Raw genomic sequence first — 19,489 nt, 5'->3', positions numbered from 1 at the left:
TTTCTTCTCTGCGGCAGGAGTGCCGGGAAGTGATGGCGATCACAATAACGCAAAAAGCGCTGAATTCAACCGTAGAGATTGTGTTCTGTTGATCAAAGCCGCGAAAAAAAGCACAAAAAAATCAGCTGCTGCTGAAATAAACGGCAGGCGGCGGGGCACGGGGCCCCGCGAGGGAAAGATCAGAACATGCGGCGGCTCATGCCAAGGATGTCGAGGATTTTGGTGGAGATCTCTTCGACCGAATAGTTGGTGGTATTGAGGTAGCGGATCTGATTTTTGCGGAACAGCGCCTCGACCTCGGCGAGCTCCATGCGGCACTGGCGCAGTGAGGCGTAACGGCTGTTTTCGCGCCGTTCTTCGCGGATCGCCGCCAGGCGTTCCGGATCGATGGTCAGGCCGAATAATTTATGCTGAAACGGTTTCAGCGAGGCCGGCAGGTGCAAATTGTCCATATCGTCGGCGATAAACGGATAGTTGGCGGCGCGGATGCCGAACTGCATCGCCAGATAAAGGCTGGTGGGGGTTTTGCCGCAGCGCGACACGCCGAGCAGGATCACCTGCGCCTGATCGAGATTGCGCAGCGAAATGCCGTCGTCATGCGCCAGGGTATAGTCGATGGCGGCAATGCGCGCGTCGTACTTGCCGAGGTTGCTGGCGGTCAGACCGTGGGTGCGGTTCGGCACCGGCGTTGGCTCCACGTCCAGCTCACCCTGCAGCGGGCCGACCAGCGCCTGCACGATATCCTGACAGAAGCCTTGGCTTTGCACGATCACATCGCGCACTTCTGGCGAGATGATGGAGTAAAACACCAGCGGCCGTACACCGGTTTCATTATAGATATCATCGATTTGTTGGCGAACTGCGCGTGCGCGCGCCTCGGTTTCGACAAACGGCAAGGTGTAAGTGGTCGCCGTGACCGGGAACTGCGACAGCACCGCGTGCCCCAGCACTTCGGCGGTGATCGCCGTACCATCCGAAATATAAAAAACGCTTCTTTCCACCCGAGGCTCCTTACCTGAAAACGGTGTTCCTGCTGTCATCACTGCCAATATCATGAGCCGCAGACGATCCGCGGGTAAAGGGGCGAGGGAAAAAATTGTGACGGCGGGGCGGTAAAGCGTCTGCGGCGGCGCGCGAAAAAAAGCGCGCGTTGGCGGCGATAGAAATCGCGGCGCAGCGCCGCTTTTCGAGCCGAAACGTAAATTTGCCGCTATTTTCACCAAAAACGATAGCGTTTGCGTGGTCATTAAAACAGAATTTTAAAAAGAGCGTAATTTGTTGAGAACTAAGCTTTTCGTGCGATTGGGAACGGTTCCCAGGCAAATCAGCCGGTTAGGACATTCTCTTAAAAACCACTTTCTTCAGTGGGTTGATCGATTCACCTTTCCATTTTCCCCGGATCAGTGTGCTAGTCTGATTCGGCTCCGTGTTAGCGGCGCCGTAAAGCAAGCGAATTAAATCCGTCTTTACCCTACTGATAGCAATAAGGATTGTCTCGATGTCCAACAATGGCCCAGACTTGCGTAATGTGCTTTGGTACAACCAGCTTGGCATGCACGACGTTGACCGTGTCGGCGGCAAAAATGCCTCCCTCGGTGAAATGATCACCAATCTTTCCGATTTGGGCGTGGCCGTGCCTAACGGTTTTGCCACCACCGCACAGGCGTTTAACGATTTCCTCGAACAAAGCGGTGTTAACCAGCGCATCTATCAGCTACTGGATCAGACCGACGTTGACGACGTTGCCCAACTGGCCAAGGCCGGCGCCCAGATCCGCCAATGGGTGATCGACACGCCGTTCCACGCCGAGTTCGAGCGTGAAATTCATCAGGCTTACCAACAGCTCGCCGACGGCGAACCGGAAGCTTCCTTTGCGGTGCGCTCCTCCGCCACGGCGGAAGACATGCCGGACGCCTCCTTCGCCGGCCAGCAGGAAACCTTCCTCAACGTGCAGGGCATCGACGCCGTAATGGTGGCGATCAAGCACGTGTTCGCATCGCTGTTCAACGACCGCGCCATCTCTTATCGCGTGCACCAGGGCTACGATCACCGCGGCGTGGCGCTGTCGGCCGGCGTACAGCGCATGGTGCGCTCGGATCTGGCCTCCTCGGGCGTCATGTTCACCATCGACACCGAGTCCGGCTTTGATCAGGTGGTATTCATCACCTCCGCTTTCGGCTTGGGTGAAATGGTGGTGCAGGGCGCGGTGAACCCGGATGAGTTCTACGTGCACAAACCGACGCTGCAAAACGGCAAGCCGGCGATCGTGCGCCGCAACCTGGGTTCGAAAAAGATCCGCATGGTATACGCGCCGTCGCAGGATCACGGCAAGCAGGTGCGCATTGAAGACGTGCCGGAAGCGCAGCGCAGCCGTTTCTCGCTGACGGATGACGAAGTGCAGGCGCTGGCGCAGCAGGCGATCCTGATCGAAAAACATTACGGCCGCCCGATGGATATCGAGTGGGCGAAAGACGGCCATACCGGCAAGCTGCTGATCGTGCAGGCGCGCCCGGAGACCGTACGCTCCAACGAACAAACCATGGAGCGCTACCAGCTGAACGGCACCAGTCCGGTGCTGGTGGAAGGCCGCGCCATCGGCCACCGCATCGGCGCCGGTCCGGTGAAAGTGATCCACGACATCAGCGAAATGGATCGCATCCAGCCGGGCGACGTGCTGGTCACCGACATGACCGACCCAGATTGGGAACCGATCATGAAGAAAGCCGCCGCGATCGTCACCAACCGCGGCGGGCGCACCTGTCACGCGGCGATCATCGCCCGTGAGCTGGGCATCCCGGCGGTGGTGGGCTGCGGCCACGCCACCGACGTGCTGAAAGACGGCCAGAAAGTCACCGTATCCTGTGCGGAAGGCGACACCGGCTTCGTTTACAGCGACATGCTGGATTTCAGCGTGCAGAGCTCCGAAGTGACCGAACTGCCGGATCTGCCGCTGAAGATCATGATGAATGTCGGCAACCCGGATCGCGCTTTCGACTTTGCGCGTTTGCCGAATGAAGGCGTGGGCCTGGCGCGGCTGGAATTTATCATCAACCGCATGATTGGCGTGCACCCGCGCGCGCTGCTGGAGTTCGATCAGCAGACGCCGGCGCTGCAAAACGAAATTCGCGCGTTGATGCAGGGTTACGACCACCCGGTCGAGTTCTACGTTGGCCGCCTGACAGAAGGGATCGCGACGCTGGGCGCCGCCTTCTGGCCGAAGCGTGTGATCGTGCGGCTGTCCGACTTCAAATCCAACGAGTACGCCAACCTGGTGGGTGGCGATAAGTATGAACCGCACGAAGAGAACCCGATGCTGGGCTTCCGCGGCGCCGGCCGTTACGTGGCCGACAGCTTCCGCGATTGCTTCGCGCTGGAGTGCGAGGCGGTGAAACGCGTGCGTAACGACATGGGGCTGACCAACGTCGAAATCATGGTGCCGTTCGTGCGAACCGTGGCGCAGGCGGAAGCGGTGGTGGCCGAGTTGGCGCGTCAGGGGCTGAAGCGCGGCGAAAACGGGCTGAAAGTGATCATGATGTGCGAGATCCCGTCCAATGCGCTGTTGGCGGATCAGTTCCTCGAGCACTTCGACGGCTTCTCCATCGGCTCCAACGACATGACTCAGCTGGCGCTGGGGCTGGATCGCGATTCTGGCGTGGTGTCGGAACTGTTCGACGAGCGCAACGAGGCGGTGAAAGCGCTGCTGTCGATGGCGATTCAGGCGGCCAAGCGCCACGGCAAATACGTCGGCATCTGCGGCCAGGGCCCGTCTGACCATGAAGACTTCGCCGAGTGGCTGATGGAGCAGGGCATCGACAGCTTGTCGCTTAACCCGGACACTGTGGTGCAGACTTGGATCAATTTGTCGAAAAAGAAATAATGTCTCGGCCTCGCTGAGGCATTAACGTCAGGCCGCAGTTAACGCTGCGGCCTTTTTATTTCTGAATGTAAATAACGGCGCGTAAAATAATCAATTCGACGAAAAAAGAATAAAAAAAAGCCCACCGTAGGAGATGGGCAAAGACTACACACAGCAATTCACATGTATGGCATTACATTGTTCAGAAAGGTTGCTTTAAAATCAGTGATTTGAAGCAATAGATGGCCATAATACTAGATTTTTGAACGCGACTAGTCATTAAGAATCATCCTAATCGATAGCGGCATCACATTTTATTTGCGTAGTTATCTCTTTTTTCCGTTTGCAACAAACAGGGATTTACATTGCACCTTTCATTCGCCGTACTGAAATCAATATAGGGCGGCATTATATTGGGCGGAGATATTACTCGAATGAGGTAGGAATAATGGCAGGCGTGAAAAGTTCCGCCCGACGATGCGGGCGGAAGGGGGGAATTAGCGTTTTTCCAGATCTTCGATGACTTGCTCCGGTGCGGAGGTCGGCTCCGGCGCTTCATCCATCCAGGCGGTCAACAGGCGATAAGATACCGCCAACACCACCGGGCCGATGAACAGGCCAATCATGCCGAAGGCCAGCAAACCGCCGATAACGCCGGACAGGATCAGCAGCAGCGGCAGGTCTGCGCCCATGCGGATCAGCACCGGGCGCAGCACGTTATCCAGCGTGGCCACCACGCAGCTCCAGACCAGCAGCACGGTGCCCCAGGTGGTGTCGCCGTGCCAGTACAGCCAGATGATGGCCGGCACCAGCACCAACAGCGGCCCCAATTGCGCCACGCAGCAGATAAAGATCAGCATCGTCAGCAGAGTGGCGGCAGGAATGCCGCTTACCGCCAGACCGATGCCGCCCAGCACCGACTGCACCAACGCCGTCACCACCACGCCCAGCGCGACGGCGCGGATCGCCTGGCCGCCCAGCAGCACCGCCGCATCGCCGCGTTTGGAACCGAGGCGCACCGCAAAGTGACGGATACCCAGCGCCACCTGCTCGCCGCGCGCATACAACAAGGCGCTGAACAGCAGCATCAGCGCGCAGTGCAGCAGCAGACGACCGATATGCGCCGCCTGCGCCACGAACCAGGTGGCGGTTTGGCCGAAGTACGGCTGCACCTTCGCCAGCAGCGCAGCGCCGCCGGCGTTAACCAATGTGTGGTAGCTGGTATAGAGCCTGTCGCCGATCATCGGCACGGACTGCAGCCAGGCGAGATCGGGAATGTGCAGCTTGCCGGGCGAACTGGCCCAGGCGATCAGCGGCGCGCTGTTATCCACCACGCTGCTGATCAGCAGGGAAATAGGCAGAATGAACAGCAGGATCAGCAGCAGGGTCATGACCAACACCGCCAGCGAGCGGCGGCCCCACAGCAGCTTTTGCAGTTTGAGCAGCAACGGCCAGGTGGCGATCACCACCATGCCCGCCCAGGCGAAGCCGAGAATAAACGGTTGGATCACCCAAAAACAGGCAACGATCATGATGGCGATAAACAGCACGCCGAAAATAATTCGCGGTAAGTCGTAACGCGATTGCGGGAGTGGCATCAGTGGGTTCTCATCCTGGTCAATTAAATCCCTGGCACCGGCGAATCGGGGTGCCTGTCGGTCGGTTTATCACCGCCGGGCGGCCGCCTGTGGCGCCGCTCGCAGGGCGGTAATAATGTGAATGCCTTCACTAAACGAGTATGTTAGTTTTTAGTGTCACTAAAAAATAGGGTGGGTCTGAATTAAAGGCCCGATTCAGCGTACATCAGCGCATAAAAAATAGACGGACAGGGTCAAAAAAGCGAATGATCCCACAGATTTCTCAGGCGCCCGGCCTCGTTCAACGGGTGCTCGACTTTTTGGAAGCACTGAAGCAAAACGGATTCAACGGCGATACCGCCACCAGCTATGCCGACCGGCTGACGATGGCCACCGACAACAGTATCTATCAGCTGCTGCCCGATGCGGTGGTGTTCCCCCGTTCCACTGCCGATGTGGCGCTGATCGCCCGTCTGGCCGGAGAAGAGCGCTTCAATACGCTGACCTTCAGCCCGCGCGGCGGCGGCACCGGCACCAACGGCCAGTCGCTCAATACCGGCATCGTGGTCGATATGTCGCGCCACATGAACCGCATTCTGGAGATCAACGTCGAACAAGGCTGGGTGAAAGTCGAAGCCGGCGTGATCAAGGATCAGCTGAATCAATACCTGCGGCCGTTCGGCTACTTCTTCTCGCCGGAACTGTCCACCAGCAACCGCGCCACGCTGGGCGGCATGATCAACACCGATGCTTCCGGCCAGGGCTCGCTGGTGTACGGCAAAACCTCCGATCACGTGTTGGGCCTGCGGGCGGTGCTGCTGGGCGGCGAGATGATCGATACCCGCGCCATGCCGACAGCGCTGGCGGAAACGATTGCTCAGGAAGAGACCGCCGAAGGGCGCATCTACCGCACGGTGCTCAACCGCTGCCGCGAGCAGCGCGCGCTGATCCTGGAGAAATTCCCCAAGCTCAACCGCTTCCTCACCGGTTACGATCTGCGCCACGTGCTGAGCGACGATCTGCAAACCTTCGATTTGACGCGTATTCTGACCGGCGCCGAGGGCACGCTGGCGTTTATCACCGAGGCGCGGCTGGACATCACGCCGCTGCCGAAAGTGCGCCGCCTGGTCAACGTGAAGTACGACTCCTTTGACTCTGCGCTGCGCAATGCGCCCTTTATGGTCGAGGCCAAGGCGCTGTCGGTGGAAACCATCGATTCCAAGGTGCTGAACCTGGCGCGTGAAGACATTGTTTGGCACTCGGTGAACGAACTGATCGCCGACGTGCCGGATAAAGAGATGCTCGGGCTGAACATCGTCGAGTTCGCCGGCGACGATCGGGCGCTGATCGACGGCCAGATGGAAGCCCTGTGCCAACGGCTGGACGAATTGATCGCGCAGCGGCAGGGCGGCGTGATCGGCTACCAGATCTGCGGCGATCTGGCTGGCATCGAGCGCATTTACAACATGCGCAAGAAGGCGGTCGGGCTGCTGGGCAACGCCAAAGGGCGCGCCAAGCCGATTCCGTTCGCCGAGGACACCTGCGTGCCGCCGCAACATCTGGCGGACTATATCGTCGAATTTCGGCAACTGCTCGATGACCACAATCTGAGCTATGGTATGTTTGGCCACGTCGACGCCGGGGTGCTGCACGTGCGCCCGGCGCTTGACATGTGCGACCCGCAGCAGGAAGTGCTGATGAAGCAGATCTCCGATCGGGTGGTGGCGCTGACCGCCAAATACGGCGGCCTGCTGTGGGGAGAGCACGGCAAGGGGTTCCGCGCGGAATACAGCCCTGAATTCTTCGGGGAAACGCTGTATGAAGAGCTGCGCCGCATCAAGGCGGCGTTCGATCCGGATAATCGCCTGAACCCAGGCAAGATCTGTTCGCCGCTGGCGGTCGATGCGCCGATGATGCAGGTGGACGCGGTCAAACGCGGCACCTTCGATCGCCAGATCCCGGTCGAGGTGCGCACCTCGTTCCGCGGCGCACTGGAGTGTAACGGCAACGGCCTGTGCTTCAACTTCGACGTGCGCAGCCCGATGTGCCCATCGATGAAGATCAGCAGCAACCGCATTCATTCGCCAAAAGGGCGGGCGACGCTGGTGCGCGAGTGGCTGCGTCTGTTGGCCGAGCAGGGCGTCGATCCGTTGGCGCTGGAGAAACAGCTGCCGCAGCAGCGCCTCAGCTTGCGTGGCCTGATCGAGAAAACCCGCAACAGCTGGCATGCCGGCAAGGGCGAGTATGACTTCTCACACGAAGTGAAAGAGGCGATGTCCGGCTGTCTGGCCTGCAAGGCCTGTTCCACCCAGTGTCCCATCAAGATTGACGTGCCGGGGTTCCGTTCGCGCTTCCTGCAGCTCTACCACACCCGCTATCTGCGCCCGGTGAGTGACTACATGGTCGCCGGCGTGGAGAGCTACACCCCGTTGATGGCCCGCGCGCCGAAGGTGTTCAACTTCTTCTTCCGCCAGCCGTGGCTGCGAGAGGTGAGCCGCAACGCCATCGGCATGGTCGATCTGCCGCTGTTGTCCAGCCCGACACTGCGTCAACAGCTGTCCGGCCACCGCGCGACCACGCTGACGCTGGAGCAGTTGGAAGGGCTGAGCGCCGAGCAGCGCGCAGAACACGTGTTGATCGTCCAGGATCCGTTCACCAGCTATTACGACGCCAAAGTGGTGGCGGACTTTGTCCGGCTGGTGGAGAAGCTCGGCTATAAACCGGTGCTGCTGCCGTTCTCGCCGAACGGCAAGGCGCAACATGTGAAAGGTTTCCTGACGCGGTTCGCCCGCACCGCGCGCAAAACCGCCGATTTCCTCAACCGCGTGGCGCAGCTTGGCATGCCGCTGGTGGGCGTCGATCCGGCGCTGGTGCTGTGTTACCGCGACGAATACCGCGAGATCCTCGGCGCCGAGCGCGGCGATTTCCAGGTGCAGCTGGTGCATGAATGGCTGCAGCAGCGGATCGCGGATCGCGCCGAACAGCCGGCGACCGGTGAGCCGTGGTATCTGTTCGGCCACTGTACCGAAACCACCGCGCTGCCGGCCAGCGGCCAACAGTGGGCGGCGATCTTCGCCCGCTTCGGCGCCAAACTGGAGAACGTCAGCGTCGGCTGCTGCGGCATGGCGGGCACTTACGGCCATGAAGCCAAGAACCTGCAAAACTCGCTCGGCATTTATGAGCTATCATGGCATCCGACGCTACAGCGTTTGCCGCGGCAGCGCTGCCTGGCGACCGGCTATTCCTGCCGCAGCCAGGTGAAACGCATCGAGGGCAATGGCGTGCGCCACCCATTACAGGCACTTCTGGAGATGATTGAGTGAAATTGTGGAAACGTGAAACGTCGCTGGAGCAGCTGAACCGCGCCGGTGACGGCTGCATGGTCAGCCATGTGGGCATCGAGTTTACCCAGCTGGGCGAGGATTTCCTCGAGGCCACCATGCCGGTCGATGGCCGCACCCGGCAGCCGTTCGGGCTGTTGCACGGCGGGGCGTCGGTGGTGCTGGCGGAATCGATGGGATCGATGGCCGGTTACCTGTGCAGTGAGGGCGAGCAGAAAGTGGTGGGGCTGGAGATCAACGCCAACCACCTGCGCGCGGTGTTCGATGGCCAGGTGCGCGGGGTGTGCCGCGCGCTGCACGTTGGCCGCCGTCATCAGGTATGGCAAATCGAGATCTTCGACGCGCGCGATCGGCTGTGCTGCACTTCGCGTCTGACCACGGCGGTCATCGACTGATCCCCGCCGGTTTCCGCAGGCGCTCGGCCTGCGGAGCCTTTCGCTTTACAGCTGAAACGGCACGCGTTTGACGAAGTCCTTCTGAAACGCGTTCGCCTTCTCCCAGGTGCCTTCCATTGCGTATTTTTGGCAGATCAGCGTCAGCGTATGGCGCGCGAAGTGGTAACTTTGCACCCGAAACAGCTGGCAACGCTGCGGATTGTTGATCTCGACGATCAGCCGGTTGTGCAGCTTGCTGAGCGCGTGCAGGTAGCTGTCGTCGTCGCCGTTCTCCAGACACAGATTGGCCATGGTAAGGCTGACGCTGTTGTACCGCTTCAGGTGGTCGATATTGCATTCCGGGCGCCGTAGCGCCGCTTCGGCCATGTAAAAGTCCACCGTGGCGTCGCGCACGCTGAATTTGTAGTCATCAATCTTGCCCAGCAACCATGCGTTGATCGAAAGAGTCATTGGCTTCGCGCTCAAATTACAATTGAATGATAATCATTATCATATAAACTGCCGCGTTGCCGATCAATCCCCGGCGTGGCGTTTTTTCATCGCGTGAGGTGTAAAAGGCTGCCGACGACCCAACTTGAGCCTGAGCGACTAAACTTTAACCTGAGGGCGCGCGCTTGCGCTGCGCCACGAAATGCCGATAAACGCACATTTACGACAGACAGAATGCAGAAATAGGTATTTTCTATGAATGTTTAGATCGGCAATGCACCGCGGCGCTGTAACGCTGACGGGCCACCGGGGAGTGCGGTACGGTGATGCAGGATAAAGAACAAATTCATAGGGATAGCATGCACACCTTGCCGCCGGACGCCGCAAGCCGCCACGGATGTCCCGCTGGCTTGCCGCACGCCGCAGCGAAAAACCGCGCTCGCGGCGGATACCCCCGCAAAACAAACGGTTGAAGTGATAATCGTTATCACTAACATATAAGCAACCCAGATTGGCTGTGGCCAAACACGAGTGTGAGGTAGACCCTATGCAAACGGAAAATGTCGGCACTTTTTCTCTGGATGAAAATGTCTGGCAAGGCATTTCGCTCAGCGACAGCGCCGTACGACAAATAACCAAACTGATGCAGCAGGATCCGCAGGTGAAAGGGCTGCAGCTAGGGGTGAAACAATCCGGCTGCGCCGGCTTTGCCTATGTGCTGGATCTGACCCGCGAACCCGCCGATGACGATCTGCTGTTTGAGCGCGACGGCGCCAAACTCTACGTGCCGCTGAAGGCCATGCCGTTCATCGATGGCACCACGGTAGATTACGTCCGCGAAGGGCTGAATCAGATATTCAAATTCAACAACCCTAAAGCTCAGCATGCCTGCGGGTGCGGCGAGAGCTTTGGCGTTTGAGCGATGCAATCAACATGACACGAAGCAATGTAGAAATGCCTAATGAAGTGCAGGCTTGGGTCAGCGAAGGTCGCTACAAAGAAGGTTTCTTCACCCAGCTGGCAACCGATGAGTTGGCCAAAGGCATCAACGAAGAGGTGGTGCGCGCCATCTCGGCCAAGCGCAACGAACCCGAGTGGATGCTGGAATTCCGCCTCGAAGCCTACCGCGCCTGGCTGCAGATGGAGGAGCCGCACTGGCTGAAGGCCAATTACGAACGCCTGAACTACCAGGACTACAGTTACTATTCGGCGCCGTCCTGCGGCAGCTGCGACGATGCTTGCGGTTCGCAACCCGGCGCCGAGCAGCAACCGGGCGCGGCGACGGAAAAAGATTACCTGACCAGCGAAGTGGAGCTGGCGTTCAACCAGCTCGGCGTACCGGTGCGCGAGGGCAGCGAGGTGGCGGTGGACGCCATCTTCGACTCGGTCTCGGTCGCCACCACCTACCGTGAAAAACTGGCGGAGAGCGGGGTGATCTTCTGCTCGTTCGGCGAAGCGATCCAGGAATACCCGGATCTGGTGCGTCAGTACCTGGGGCGCGTAGTGCCGTCCAACGATAACTTCTTCGCTGCGCTGAACGCCGCGGTGGCCTCCGACGGCACCTTCGTCTATGTGCCGAAAGGCGTGCGCTGCCCGATGGAGCTGTCGACCTATTTCCGCATCAACGCCGCCAAAACCGGCCAGTTCGAGCGCACCATCCTGATCGCCGACGAAGGCAGCTACGTCAGCTATATCGAAGGCTGTTCCGCCCCGGTGCGCGACAGCTACCAGCTGCATGCGGCGGTGGTGGAAGTGATCCTGCATAAAGACGCCGAAGTGAAATACTCGACGGTGCAGAACTGGTTCTCCGGCGGCGAGAGCAAGGGCGGTATCCTTAACTTCGTCACCAAGCGCGCGCTGTGCGAAGGCGCCGGTTCGAAAATGTCCTGGACCCAGTCGGAAACCGGCTCGGCCATCACCTGGAAATACCCGAGCGTGATTTTGCAGGGCGACAACTCGATCGGCGAATTCTTCTCGGTGGCGCTGACCAGCGGCCATCAGCAGGCGGATACCGGCACCAAGATGATCCACATCGGCAAAAACACCAAGTCGACCATCATCGCCAAAGGCATCTCCGCCGGCCACAGCGAGAACACCTATCGCGGCCTGGTGAAAATCCTGCCGGGGGCGGAAAACGCCCGTAATTTTACCCAGTGCGACTCGATGCTGATCGGGCCGGACAGCGGCGCCCACACGTTCCCTTACGTTGAAGCGCGCAACAACAGCGCGCAGCTGGAGCACGAAGCCACCACCTCGAAGATCGGCGATGACCAGCTGTTCTACTGCCTGCAGCGCGGCATCAGCGAGGATGACGCCATTTCGATGATCGTCAACGGTTTCTGCAAGGACGTTTTCTCCGAGCTGCCGCTGGAGTTCGCCGTCGAGGCGCAAAAACTTCTGGCCATCAGCCTGGAACACAGCGTGGGTTAATCGCCGCATTTTTAGCGCCGTCGGCGCTATCTGAGGACACAGCATGTTAAGCATCAAGAATTTGAAAGTCAGCGTGGAAGGCAACGAGATCCTCAAGGGATTGGATCTGGAGATCAAACCGGGCGAAGTGCACGCCATCATGGGGCCGAACGGCTCGGGCAAGAGCACGCTGTCCGCCACGTTGGCCGGGCGTGAAGAATATGAAGTGACCGAAGGGGAAGTCACCTTCAAAGGTAAGGATCTGCTGGAGCTGGATCCGGAAGATCGCGCGGGTGAGGGCGTGTTTCTGGCCTTCCAGTACCCGGTGGAGATCCCCGGCGTCAGCAACCACTTCTTCCTGCAGACATCGGTCAACGCGGTGCGCAAATACCGCGAACAGGAGCCACTGGATCGCTTTGACTTCGCCGATTTCATCGAAGAGAAAATCGCGCTGCTGGACATGCCGGCCGATCTGTTGACCCGTTCGGTCAACGTCGGCTTCTCCGGCGGCGAGAAAAAACGCAACGACATTCTGCAGATGGCGGCGCTGGAACCGGATTTGTGCATTCTCGATGAAACCGACTCCGGCCTGGACATCGATGCGCTCAAGATCGTCGCCAACGGCGTCAACTCGCTGCGGGACGGCAAGCGCGCCTTTATCATCGTTACCCACTACCAGCGCATTCTGGACTATATCCAGCCGGATTACGTACACGTACTGTCGCAGGGGCGCATCGTCAAATCCGGTGATTTCTCGCTGGTGAAACAGTTGGAGGAGCAGGGCTATGGCTGGCTTACCGACCAACAGTAATTCAAACGCGCTGCAGCAGCTATATCGCCTGTTCGAAGGCCGCGGCGGCGAGCGTTCGCCGCATGCGCTGGCGCACTGGCAGCAGGCGCTGCGCCTCGGCTGGCCGACGCGCAAGCATGAAAACTGGAAATACACGCCGCTGGAGAGCCTGCTGGAGCAGCAATTCCTCGAACCGCAGCCCGCCCCGGTGAGCGCAGAGCAGCTCGATGCGCTGGCGCTCGGCATCGATGCCTGTCGGCTGGTGTTTATCGACGGCCGCTACAGCGCCGCGCTGAGCGATGGCGACTTGAGCGATTACCAGTTCGAGTTGACCGCCTATGGCACGCCTCAGGCGTTGCCGGAGCCGATCCAGCCGGAGATTTTTCTGCACCTGACCGAAAGCCTGGCGCAGGAAACCAGCCTGATTCGCTTGCCGGCCGGCAAGATCCCTGCACGCCCGCTGTATCTGCTGCACATCAGCAGCGGACGCGGCGCAGCCGGGGAAGTGAACACCGTGCATCACCGCCATCATCTGGAGATCGGGCGCGGGGCTGAGGCGGAAGTGATCGAACACTACGTCAGCCTGGGCGAGGCCGCGCACTTCACCGGCGCGCGCCTGACCGCCAATGTGGCGGACAACGCCGGGCTGTTGCACTGCAAGCTGGCGTTTGAGAGCCAGCCAAGCTACCACTTTGCCCACAACGATCTGGTTATCGGCCGCGACGCGCGGGTGAAAAGCGACAGCTTCCTGCTGGGCGCCGGCCTGACGCGGCACAATACCAGCGCGCAGTTGAACGGCGAAGGCGCGAATCTGGTGATCAACAGCCTGGTGCTGCCGGTGGGCAAAGAGATCTGCGACACCCGCACCTATCTGGAGCACAATAAGGGCTATTGCGAAAGCCGGCAGCTGCATAAAACCGTGGTCAGCGATCGAGGCAAGGCGGTGTTCAACGGCATGATCAAAGTGGCCAAGCACGCGATCAAAACCGACGGCCAGATGACCAACCATAACCTGCTGTTGGGCAAGGTGGCAGAAGTGGATACCAAGCCGCAGCTGGAGATCTACGCAGACGACGTCAAGTGCAGCCACGGCGCCACCGTGGGGCGCATCGATGAAGAGCAGCTGTTCTATCTGCAGTCGCGCGGCATCGACAAGCTCGCGGCGCAGCAGATGATCATCTTCGCCTTCGCCGCCGAGCTGACCGAAGGCATCGCCAACGACACCATCCGGGAACGGGTGCTGGCTCGCATCGCCCAGCGCCTGCCGGGGGAGGCTGCATGAGTTATCCGATTGAACGCGTACGCGGCGATTTCCCGCTGTTGGCGCGTGAGGTGAACGGCCAACCGCTGGCCTATCTCGACAGCGCCGCCAGCGCGCAGAAACCGCAGGCGGTGATCGACCGTGAGCTGGAGTTCTACCGCCACGGTTATGCGGCGGTGCATCGCGGCATCCACACCCTGAGCGCCGAGGCGACTCAGCAGATGGAAGCGGTGCGGGAACAGGCGGCGCGCTTTATCAATGCCGCCTCGGCGGAAGAGATGGTGTTCGTCAAGGGCACCACCGAAGGCATCAACCTGGTGGCCAACAGCTTTGGCCGCCACCTGCTGCAGCCGGGCGATGCGATTATCATCACCGAGATGGAGCACCACGCCAACATCGTGCCGTGGCAGATGCTGGCGCAAGAGCGTGGGTTGCAGCTGCGGGTGTGGCCGCTGCAGCCGGACGGCACGCTGGATCTGGCGCGGTTGCCGGAACTGGTCGACGCGTCCTGCAAACTGCTGGCGCTGACCGAGGTCTCCAACGTGCTGGGCACCGTCAACCCGGTGCGCGACATCATCGCCCGCGCCAGAACCCTGGCGCCGGATCTGACGGTGCTGGTGGACGGCGCGCAGGCGGTGATGCACCAGCGCGTCGATGTCCAGGCGCTGGACTGCGATTTCTACGTGTTTTCCGGCCATAAGCTGTATGGCCCTTCCGGCATCGGCATGCTGTATGGCCGCCAGGCGTTGTTGCAGCAGATGCCGCCGTGGGAAGGGGGCGGCTCGATGATCCGGCAGGTCAGCCTGACGGCGGGCACCACCTTCGCCGATCCGCCGTGGCGCTTCGAGGCCGGTTCGCCGAACACCGCCGGCATCATGGGGCTGGGCGCGGCGTTTGATTACGTCGAAGCTTTGAGCCTGAATGCGATCCACGATTATGAACAGTCGCTGATGCATTACGCGCTCGAGGCGCTCAAGCAGGTGCCAACGCTGAAAATCTATGGTCCGGCGCATCGCGCTGGGGTGATCGCCTTTAATTTGGGGGAACACCACGCCTATGACGTCGGCAGCTTCCTCGATCAGTACGGTATCGCCATTCGCACCGGCCATCACTGCGCGATGCCGCTGATGGCGTTTTATCAGGTGCCGAGCATGTGCCGCGCTTCGCTGGCGTTATATAATACCCGCGAAGAGGTGGACCGGCTGGTGGCCGGGCTGCAACGCATTCATCAGCTATTAGGCTAGGCCGGGGCGCGTCCCCGGCGTACAAAAGGATCCCCATGGCGAATTTGCCGGACAAAGATAAATTGGTGCGTAATTTCTCCCGCTGTCTGAACTGGGAGGAGAAATACCTGTACGTGATTGAACTCGGCGCCAAATTGCCGCCGCTGGACGAGGCCGAGCGGCAGGCTGGCAACCTGATCTCCGGCTGTCAGAGCCAGGTGTGGATCGTGATGCGCCGCGATGAGCAGGGGCAGGTCGAGTTTCACGGCGACAGCGACGCGGCGATCGTCAAAGGGCTGCTGGCGGTGGTGTTCATTCTTTATCGTCAATTGACGCCGCAGCAGATCGTCGATCTCGATGTGCGGCCGTTTTTCACCGAGCTGGCGCTCAGCCAACATCTGACGCCTTCGCGCTCACAGGGGCTGGAGGCGATGATCCGCGCCATTCGCAGTAAAGCGGCGCAGCTGGCCTGACCTATAACGCCCTCATCCTCAAGACTCATTGATATCTTCGCTTTGTCAATGAGTCTTTACAATTCACGGTTTTCCCCCGAACAACGCGCCCAATTCAGTGATATTTCAGCAGCTTATCTGTTGACGTTTCGTTGACAATCAATGACGGCGATTACGTTATAACGTGTTGATTTTTAGAGGACTTATTGCCTTTGATACCAGCGTTGCTAGTATTAATCAGGTATTGTCTGATTTACCCACCACCAGGCGCTCGTTAGCCTTGTGGGCGAACCGTCATAAAAAATATAGGGATGATAATGAAACGTGCGTTGAGTTTAATGGGCATGGTCTTCGCCACCGTATTGGCCGGCACGCAGGCCGCCAGTGCGACCGAGTACCCGCTGCCGCCGCCGGACAGCCGTCTGATCGGCGAAAACACCACTTATACCGTGCCAAACGACGGCCGCCCGCTGGAAGCCATCGCCGCTGACTACAAGATCGGTCTGCTGGGCATGCTGGAAGCCAACCCGGGCACTGACCCGTTCCTGCCCAAGCCGGGTACGGTGCTGACCATTCCGACCCAAATGCTGCTGCCTGACACCAAGCGTGAAGGGATCATCGTCAACCTGGCCGAGCTGCGCCTTTATTACTACCCGAAAGGCGAGAACAAAGTGATCGTCTATCCGATCGGCATCGGCCAGACCGGGATGCACACGCCGCTGGAGGTGACCTCCATCAGCCAGAAGATCCCTAATCCGACCTGGACGCCCACCGCCAACATCCGCAAGCGCTATCAATCCCAGGGCGTGACGTTGCCTGCAGTGGTGCCGGCCGGCCCTGAAAACCCGATGGGGCTGTTCGCCCTGCGTCTGGCGATGGGGCGCGGTGAATACCTGATCCACGGCACCAACGCCAACTTCGGTATCGGCATGCGCGTCAGCTCCGGCTGCATTCGTCTGCGTCCGACGGACATCGAGGCGCTGTTCAACATGGTGCCGCGCGGCACGCGGGTGCAAGTGATCAACGATCCGGTGAAGATTTCCGTCGAGCCGGACGGCAAACGCTATGTGGAAGTGCACCAGCCGCTGTCGCGGGTAGAAAGTGATGATCCGCAGACCATGCCGATCGCGTTGTCTAAAGCGGAGAAAGCCTTTGCGGCCGATGGGCAAACCGATCGCGCCGTATTCGATAGCGCGGTTGTACGCCGTTCTGGCATGCCGGTGCTGGTCAACGTAGGGGAGAGCCCGTCGGCGGTGAGTTTGACGCCTGCAGCGGCTCCTGCGGCGAATAAGAGCCCATTCAAGGCAGCGCCAATCAGTTCGGTGAACTAAGTTTGCAGGATTGAGCGGTCGAAGAGGGGTTCAGCGTGCGTGCTGAACCTCTTTTTTTTGCCTGCCGTGCAGGCAACATCCAGTGCTGACGGACAGACAAAAAAAAACGGCGCACAATGTGCGCCGTTTTCAATAACCAAAGCTATCTTACTTTTTGTAAGCGTGAGCTTGGTTGTCCAGACGCTGGTTAGCGCGTGCTGCGTCGTCTTTAGCAGCTTGAACGTCAGAACGCATTGCGTTCACGTCGTTGCTCAGCTGATCAACTTTAGCGTTCAGAGTCTGAACGTCAGAAGACAGTTGATCGATTTTAGCGTTGCTAGAGCAGCCAGCCAGCAGAGTGGAACCCAGGATTACCGCGCCCAGTACCAGTTTAGTACGATTCATTATAACACCCTCTAGATTGAGTTAATCTCCATGTAGCGTTACAAGTATTACACAAACTTTTTTCGAAAGAGAATAATTTTTTAGTGTTGAGGTGCTTTATTTTGATCGTTCGCTCAAACTTGCATCTGGTTTTACAAATTAGTTAAAAAAACGAGGGAAAACAGCCGGCTTCCATGGGACTACTCCGATTCTTTATTAGCTAAATAATGAGCGGATCGCGGTTGCGTTTTGAGAAAAATAGTTTACTGCTGATAAAAAAAACGCCGCAAAGCGGCGTTTTGATCAAGACAATTATGTCACGTTTTATATTACAGCACGTGTACCGAGGCCGTGTTGGTGGTGCCGCTCGGCACCAGCGCGCCGGAAACCATCACCACGACGTCGCCTTTCTGCGCCAGGCCGCTGGCCAGGGCGGCTTCTTTACCGATGCGGTAGAAGTCGTCGGTAGAGGCGATTTCCTTGACCATCTGCGGAATGACGCCTTTGCTCAGCACCAGCTGATGCGCGGTAGTTTCATTGGTGGTCAGCGCCAGGATCACCGCGTTCGGGAAGTATTTACGCACGGATTTCGCCGATTTGCCGCCGCTGGTGGCGACCACGATCAGCGGCGCGTCCAGTTTCTCGGCGGTTTCAACCGCGCCGCGGCACACCGCTTCGGTGATGCGCAGCTTGCGGCGATCGTTCAGGGAGTCGATGCGGCTAGGCATCACGCGATCGGTGCGCTCGCAGATGGTCGCCATGATGTTGACCGCTTCCAGCGGGTATTTGCCCTTGGCGCTCTCGCCGGACAGCATGACGGCATCGGTGCCGTCCAGGATGGCGTTGGCGACGTCGCCGGCTTCCGCGCGGGTAGGGCGCGGGTTTTTGATCATGGAATCGAGCATCTGGGTGGCGGTGATGACCACTTTACGCGCGCGGTTGCATTTTTCGATCATCATCTTCTGGGCGAAGATCACTTCTTCTACCGGGATCTCGACGCCCAGATCGCCACGGGCAACCATGATGCCATCGGACGCTTCGAGGATTTCGTCGAAGTTGTTCAGGCCTTCCTGGTTTTCGATCTTGGAGATGATCTGGATCTGCTCGCCGCCGTGGGCTTTCAGGTGCTCGCGGATCTCCAGCACGTCGGAGCGTTTGCGGATGAAGGACGCCGCCACGAAGTCGACGCCTTGCTCGCAGCCGAAGATCAGGTCGCGTTTGTCTTTTTCGGCCAGCGCAGGCAGCTGGATGGACACGCCCGGCAGGTTGACGCCCTTGTTCTCGCCCAGGTCGCCGTTGTTCAGCACCTTGCAAATGACTTCGTTCTCGGTCACGTTGGTGACTTCCATGCCGATCAGGCCGTCGTCAACCAGCACGGTGTTGCCGATCTTCAGGTCGGCGGCGAAGCCGGCGTAGGTGACCGCTACGCGATCGCTGTTGCCGATCACGCTCTGGTCGGTGGTGAAGGTGAAGGTTTGGCCGGCGACCAGCGAGGCGTCTTTACCGCCTTCCAGTTTCATGGTGCGAATTTCCGGGCCTTTGGTATCCAGCAGGATGCCGGCGTTGATACCGGTTTTCGCCATCACGGCGCGCATGTTCTTGATGCGGTTGCCGTGCTCTTCATAGTCGCCGTGAGAGAAGTTGAGACGCATCACGTTCATGCCCGCATTAAGCAGGTTGGTCAGCATTTCTTCCGATTCGGTTTTTGGACCGATGGTACAAACAATTTTGGTCTTTTTCATGGCGGAGTTTTCTACAAGTTGTGATGGATAAAAAAACGAATTTGACCGGCGTTGTTTACGCCGATAGGGAATTTGAGCCGTGCCTGGTGGTGAAAAACATAGTTAAGGATAGGTGACGACAGTTGAAGTGGGGCGGAAAAATTCAGCCCGCGCGGGGGCGCGGAGATGCTGCGCAACGGGGTGAGATCACATCGTGTTGTTATTGCGTTTTCGCAGATCAAGGGCTGAAACCATTCAACTGATAGACGTTGCGCATTATAAAGGCTAAGCGGCGGGAAACAAAATAAAAAACCGCGGCGGTGTGGCGGATATGTCAAAAC

At 59.1% G+C, this 19,489-nt stretch carries 15 protein-coding genes and 1 other RNA gene; 10 read left to right on the top strand and 6 right to left on the bottom strand.

Going from position 1 to position 19,489, the window contains the following annotated elements:
• Positions 1-179 precede the first annotated feature (179 nt).
• Positions 180-1,040, bottom strand: coding sequence for a posphoenolpyruvate synthetase regulatory kinase/phosphorylase PpsR (gene ppsR, locus ACP39K_RS10355; protein ID WP_161544659.1), 861 nt, complete (start codon positions 1,038-1,040; stop codon positions 180-182).
• Between the two features lie 458 nt (positions 1,041-1,498).
• On the opposite strand from ppsR, the gene ppsA reads away from it, so the two are divergent.
• The gene (gene ppsA, locus ACP39K_RS10350) at positions 1,499-3,877 is read left to right on the top strand and encodes a phosphoenolpyruvate synthase (RefSeq protein WP_028128172.1); all 2,379 of its coding nucleotides are present in this window, start codon (positions 1,499-1,501) and stop codon (positions 3,875-3,877) included.
• 109 nt (positions 3,878-3,986) lie between these two features.
• Here ppsA and rprA read toward each other — a convergent pair.
• Positions 3,987-4,096, bottom strand: an RNA gene (gene rprA / locus ACP39K_RS10345) — antisense sRNA RprA.
• Between the two features lie 257 nt (positions 4,097-4,353).
• Entirely contained in the window at positions 4,354-5,454 is a 1,101-nt protein-coding gene (gene ydiK, locus ACP39K_RS10340) for an AI-2E family transporter YdiK (RefSeq protein ID WP_049191420.1), read from the bottom strand.
• 245 nt (positions 5,455-5,699) lie between these two features.
• On the opposite strand from ydiK, the gene ydiJ reads away from it, so the two are divergent.
• Together ydiJ and menI are read left to right on the top strand one after the other, a co-directional pair.
• A complete protein-coding gene (ydiJ, locus tag ACP39K_RS10335; protein WP_089184534.1) occupies positions 5,700-8,756 on the top strand; it encodes a D-2-hydroxyglutarate dehydrogenase YdiJ in 3,057 nt (1,018 codons plus the stop codon).
• A complete protein-coding gene (gene menI, locus ACP39K_RS10330) occupies positions 8,753-9,169 on the top strand; it encodes a 1,4-dihydroxy-2-naphthoyl-CoA hydrolase (RefSeq protein WP_016927938.1) in 417 nt (138 codons plus the stop codon). Before ydiJ ends, menI begins: the two co-directional genes overlap by 4 nt.
• 45 nt (positions 9,170-9,214) lie before the next feature.
• Here the strand turns inward: menI and ACP39K_RS10325 are convergent, their stop codons facing one another.
• Complete coding sequence (locus ACP39K_RS10325) at positions 9,215-9,619, bottom strand: hypothetical protein (protein ID WP_004931369.1); 405 nt, start codon at positions 9,617-9,619, stop codon at positions 9,215-9,217.
• A 526-nt stretch (positions 9,620-10,145) separates the two neighbouring features.
• Between ACP39K_RS10325 and sufA the strand changes: the two genes are divergently transcribed.
• The 7 genes from sufA (at position 10,146) to ACP39K_RS10290 (ending at position 17,064) form a co-directional block, all read left to right on the top strand.
• Positions 10,146-10,517 carry a Fe-S cluster assembly scaffold SufA gene (sufA, locus tag ACP39K_RS10320; RefSeq protein WP_004931368.1) on the top strand — a complete coding sequence of 124 codons (372 nt, stop codon included), beginning with the start codon at positions 10,146-10,148 and terminating at the stop codon, positions 10,515-10,517.
• A gap of 14 nt (positions 10,518-10,531) precedes the next feature.
• The gene (sufB, locus tag ACP39K_RS10315) at positions 10,532-12,028 is read left to right on the top strand and encodes a Fe-S cluster assembly protein SufB (protein WP_025302644.1); all 1,497 of its coding nucleotides are present in this window, start codon (positions 10,532-10,534) and stop codon (positions 12,026-12,028) included.
• 43 nt (positions 12,029-12,071) lie between these two features.
• The gene (gene sufC / locus ACP39K_RS10310) at positions 12,072-12,818 is read left to right on the top strand and encodes a Fe-S cluster assembly ATPase SufC (RefSeq protein WP_016927936.1); all 747 of its coding nucleotides are present in this window, start codon (positions 12,072-12,074) and stop codon (positions 12,816-12,818) included.
• Positions 12,793-14,079 (top strand): Fe-S cluster assembly protein SufD, encoded by a 1,287-nt coding sequence (gene sufD / locus ACP39K_RS10305; protein WP_115115854.1) that lies wholly within the window; start codon positions 12,793-12,795, stop codon positions 14,077-14,079. Before sufC ends, sufD begins: the two co-directional genes overlap by 26 nt.
• Positions 14,076-15,302, top strand: a complete 1,227-nt coding sequence (gene sufS / locus ACP39K_RS10300) for a cysteine desulfurase SufS (protein WP_147827410.1) — start codon at positions 14,076-14,078, stop codon at positions 15,300-15,302. Before sufD ends, sufS begins: the two co-directional genes overlap by 4 nt.
• A gap of 35 nt (positions 15,303-15,337) precedes the next feature.
• Positions 15,338-15,754, top strand: a complete 417-nt coding sequence (sufE, locus tag ACP39K_RS10295; protein WP_004931358.1) for a cysteine desulfuration protein SufE — start codon at positions 15,338-15,340, stop codon at positions 15,752-15,754.
• A 296-nt stretch (positions 15,755-16,050) separates the two neighbouring features.
• The gene (locus tag ACP39K_RS10290) at positions 16,051-17,064 is read left to right on the top strand and encodes a L,D-transpeptidase family protein (protein ID WP_004931356.1); all 1,014 of its coding nucleotides are present in this window, start codon (positions 16,051-16,053) and stop codon (positions 17,062-17,064) included.
• Between the two features lie 147 nt (positions 17,065-17,211).
• On the opposite strand, the gene ACP39K_RS10285 is transcribed toward ACP39K_RS10290, so the two are convergent.
• Entirely contained in the window at positions 17,212-17,448 is a 237-nt protein-coding gene (locus ACP39K_RS10285; protein ID WP_004931354.1) for a major outer membrane lipoprotein, read from the bottom strand.
• A gap of 308 nt (positions 17,449-17,756) precedes the next feature.
• Positions 17,757-19,169, bottom strand: a complete 1,413-nt coding sequence (gene pykF / locus ACP39K_RS10280) for a pyruvate kinase PykF (protein ID WP_016927933.1) — start codon at positions 19,167-19,169, stop codon at positions 17,757-17,759.
• Positions 19,170-19,489: the final 320 nt, after the last annotated feature.

This window comes from Serratia sp. EC4 (assembly GCF_059652115.1).
This window is presented reverse-complemented; position numbering and strand designations above follow the sequence as displayed.

What these genes read in the sequence shown, in the direction of transcription:
- ppsR (WP_161544659.1), bottom strand. Translation starts at nt 1,040, where the DNA reads ATGACAGCAGGAACACCGTTTTCAGGTAAGGAGCCTCGGGTGGAAAGA.
- ppsA (WP_028128172.1), top strand. Translation starts at nt 1,499, where the DNA reads ATGTCCAACAATGGCCCAGACTTGCGTAATGTGCTTTGGTACAACCAG.
- ydiK (WP_049191420.1), bottom strand. Translation starts at nt 5,454, where the DNA reads ATGCCACTCCCGCAATCGCGTTACGACTTACCGCGAATTATTTTCGGC.
- ydiJ (WP_089184534.1), top strand. Translation starts at nt 5,700, where the DNA reads ATGATCCCACAGATTTCTCAGGCGCCCGGCCTCGTTCAACGGGTGCTC.
- ACP39K_RS10325 (WP_004931369.1), bottom strand. Translation starts at nt 9,619, where the DNA reads ATGACTCTTTCGATCAACGCATGGTTGCTGGGCAAGATTGATGACTAC.
- sufA (WP_004931368.1), top strand. Translation starts at nt 10,146, where the DNA reads ATGCAAACGGAAAATGTCGGCACTTTTTCTCTGGATGAAAATGTCTGG.
- sufB (WP_025302644.1), top strand. Translation starts at nt 10,532, where the DNA reads ATGACACGAAGCAATGTAGAAATGCCTAATGAAGTGCAGGCTTGGGTC.
- sufC (WP_016927936.1), top strand. Translation starts at nt 12,072, where the DNA reads ATGTTAAGCATCAAGAATTTGAAAGTCAGCGTGGAAGGCAACGAGATC.
- sufD (WP_115115854.1), top strand. Translation starts at nt 12,793, where the DNA reads ATGGCTGGCTTACCGACCAACAGTAATTCAAACGCGCTGCAGCAGCTA.
- sufS (WP_147827410.1), top strand. Translation starts at nt 14,076, where the DNA reads ATGAGTTATCCGATTGAACGCGTACGCGGCGATTTCCCGCTGTTGGCG.
- sufE (WP_004931358.1), top strand. Translation starts at nt 15,338, where the DNA reads ATGGCGAATTTGCCGGACAAAGATAAATTGGTGCGTAATTTCTCCCGC.
- ACP39K_RS10290 (WP_004931356.1), top strand. Translation starts at nt 16,051, where the DNA reads ATGAAACGTGCGTTGAGTTTAATGGGCATGGTCTTCGCCACCGTATTG.
- ACP39K_RS10285 (WP_004931354.1), bottom strand. Translation starts at nt 17,448, where the DNA reads ATGAATCGTACTAAACTGGTACTGGGCGCGGTAATCCTGGGTTCCACT.
- pykF (WP_016927933.1), bottom strand. Translation starts at nt 19,169, where the DNA reads ATGAAAAAGACCAAAATTGTTTGTACCATCGGTCCAAAAACCGAATCG.